The following is a 646-nucleotide window of genomic DNA, read 5'->3' as shown; positions in this document are numbered from 1 at the left end:
TACTCCCAGACCACTTGCTGAAGGCTGTCGCAGGTAGCGTCGATATACAAGGTATCACGCAAGACACGTGCGGAGACCGTCGCCCCACCCTTACGCCCGGTGTAGGAGGCCCCGGCGGGCAATGGCCTAAGTCCCTCGGAGAGCGGGATACGCAGGCCCACCTCGCTCCCCGGTACGCTGAGGGTACGACAGACGAGACGTTCCGTCCCGAGCAGGCGCTTCTCCTCGTCGTGGCGATCGACGGCTTGACGGTCGCTAACGCAAGAGATTAAAAACAGGCTTCCGCCCACGAACAAAGAAGAAATAACAACAAGGTTTCTCATATGCTTTTTTTAGATCAATAATAAGCCAGAGCGTTCGTTCCCGGTTGGCTTATCAAACAGGAACCGTCTATTTCCGTTCGGATCGGAGCTTATTTTCATTCGGATCGGATTCGTAGTTTATCCGGATAAACATTCCGTTTCTCCCGGACAAAATAATCAAACAAGCACTTATAATTAATAAATATTAATCAATGAAGACTTTATATACTAGGATATAGAATCAAATAAAGACTCATTTATAAATTATTGATAAATATTTGATTTTATCGCTATTTAATTTGCTTCATATTAAAGTTTGATTTATATTTGCCGCAAATAAAGTT

Annotated in this window: 1 pseudogene; it reads right to left on the bottom strand. The window is 44.9% G+C overall.

What is annotated here, in order from left to right:
• Positions 1–323, bottom strand: a pseudogene (locus DWY79_RS22445) (hypothetical protein); the annotation flags it as partial.
• Positions 324–646: the final 323 nt, after the last annotated feature.

The organism is Parabacteroides sp. AF27-14 (assembly GCF_003635425.1).
Taxonomy (GTDB): domain Bacteria; phylum Bacteroidota; class Bacteroidia; order Bacteroidales; family Tannerellaceae; genus Parabacteroides; species Parabacteroides distasonis.
The sequence above is the reverse complement of the archived record's forward strand: the minus strand, read 5'-3'. Positions and strand labels throughout refer to the sequence as shown.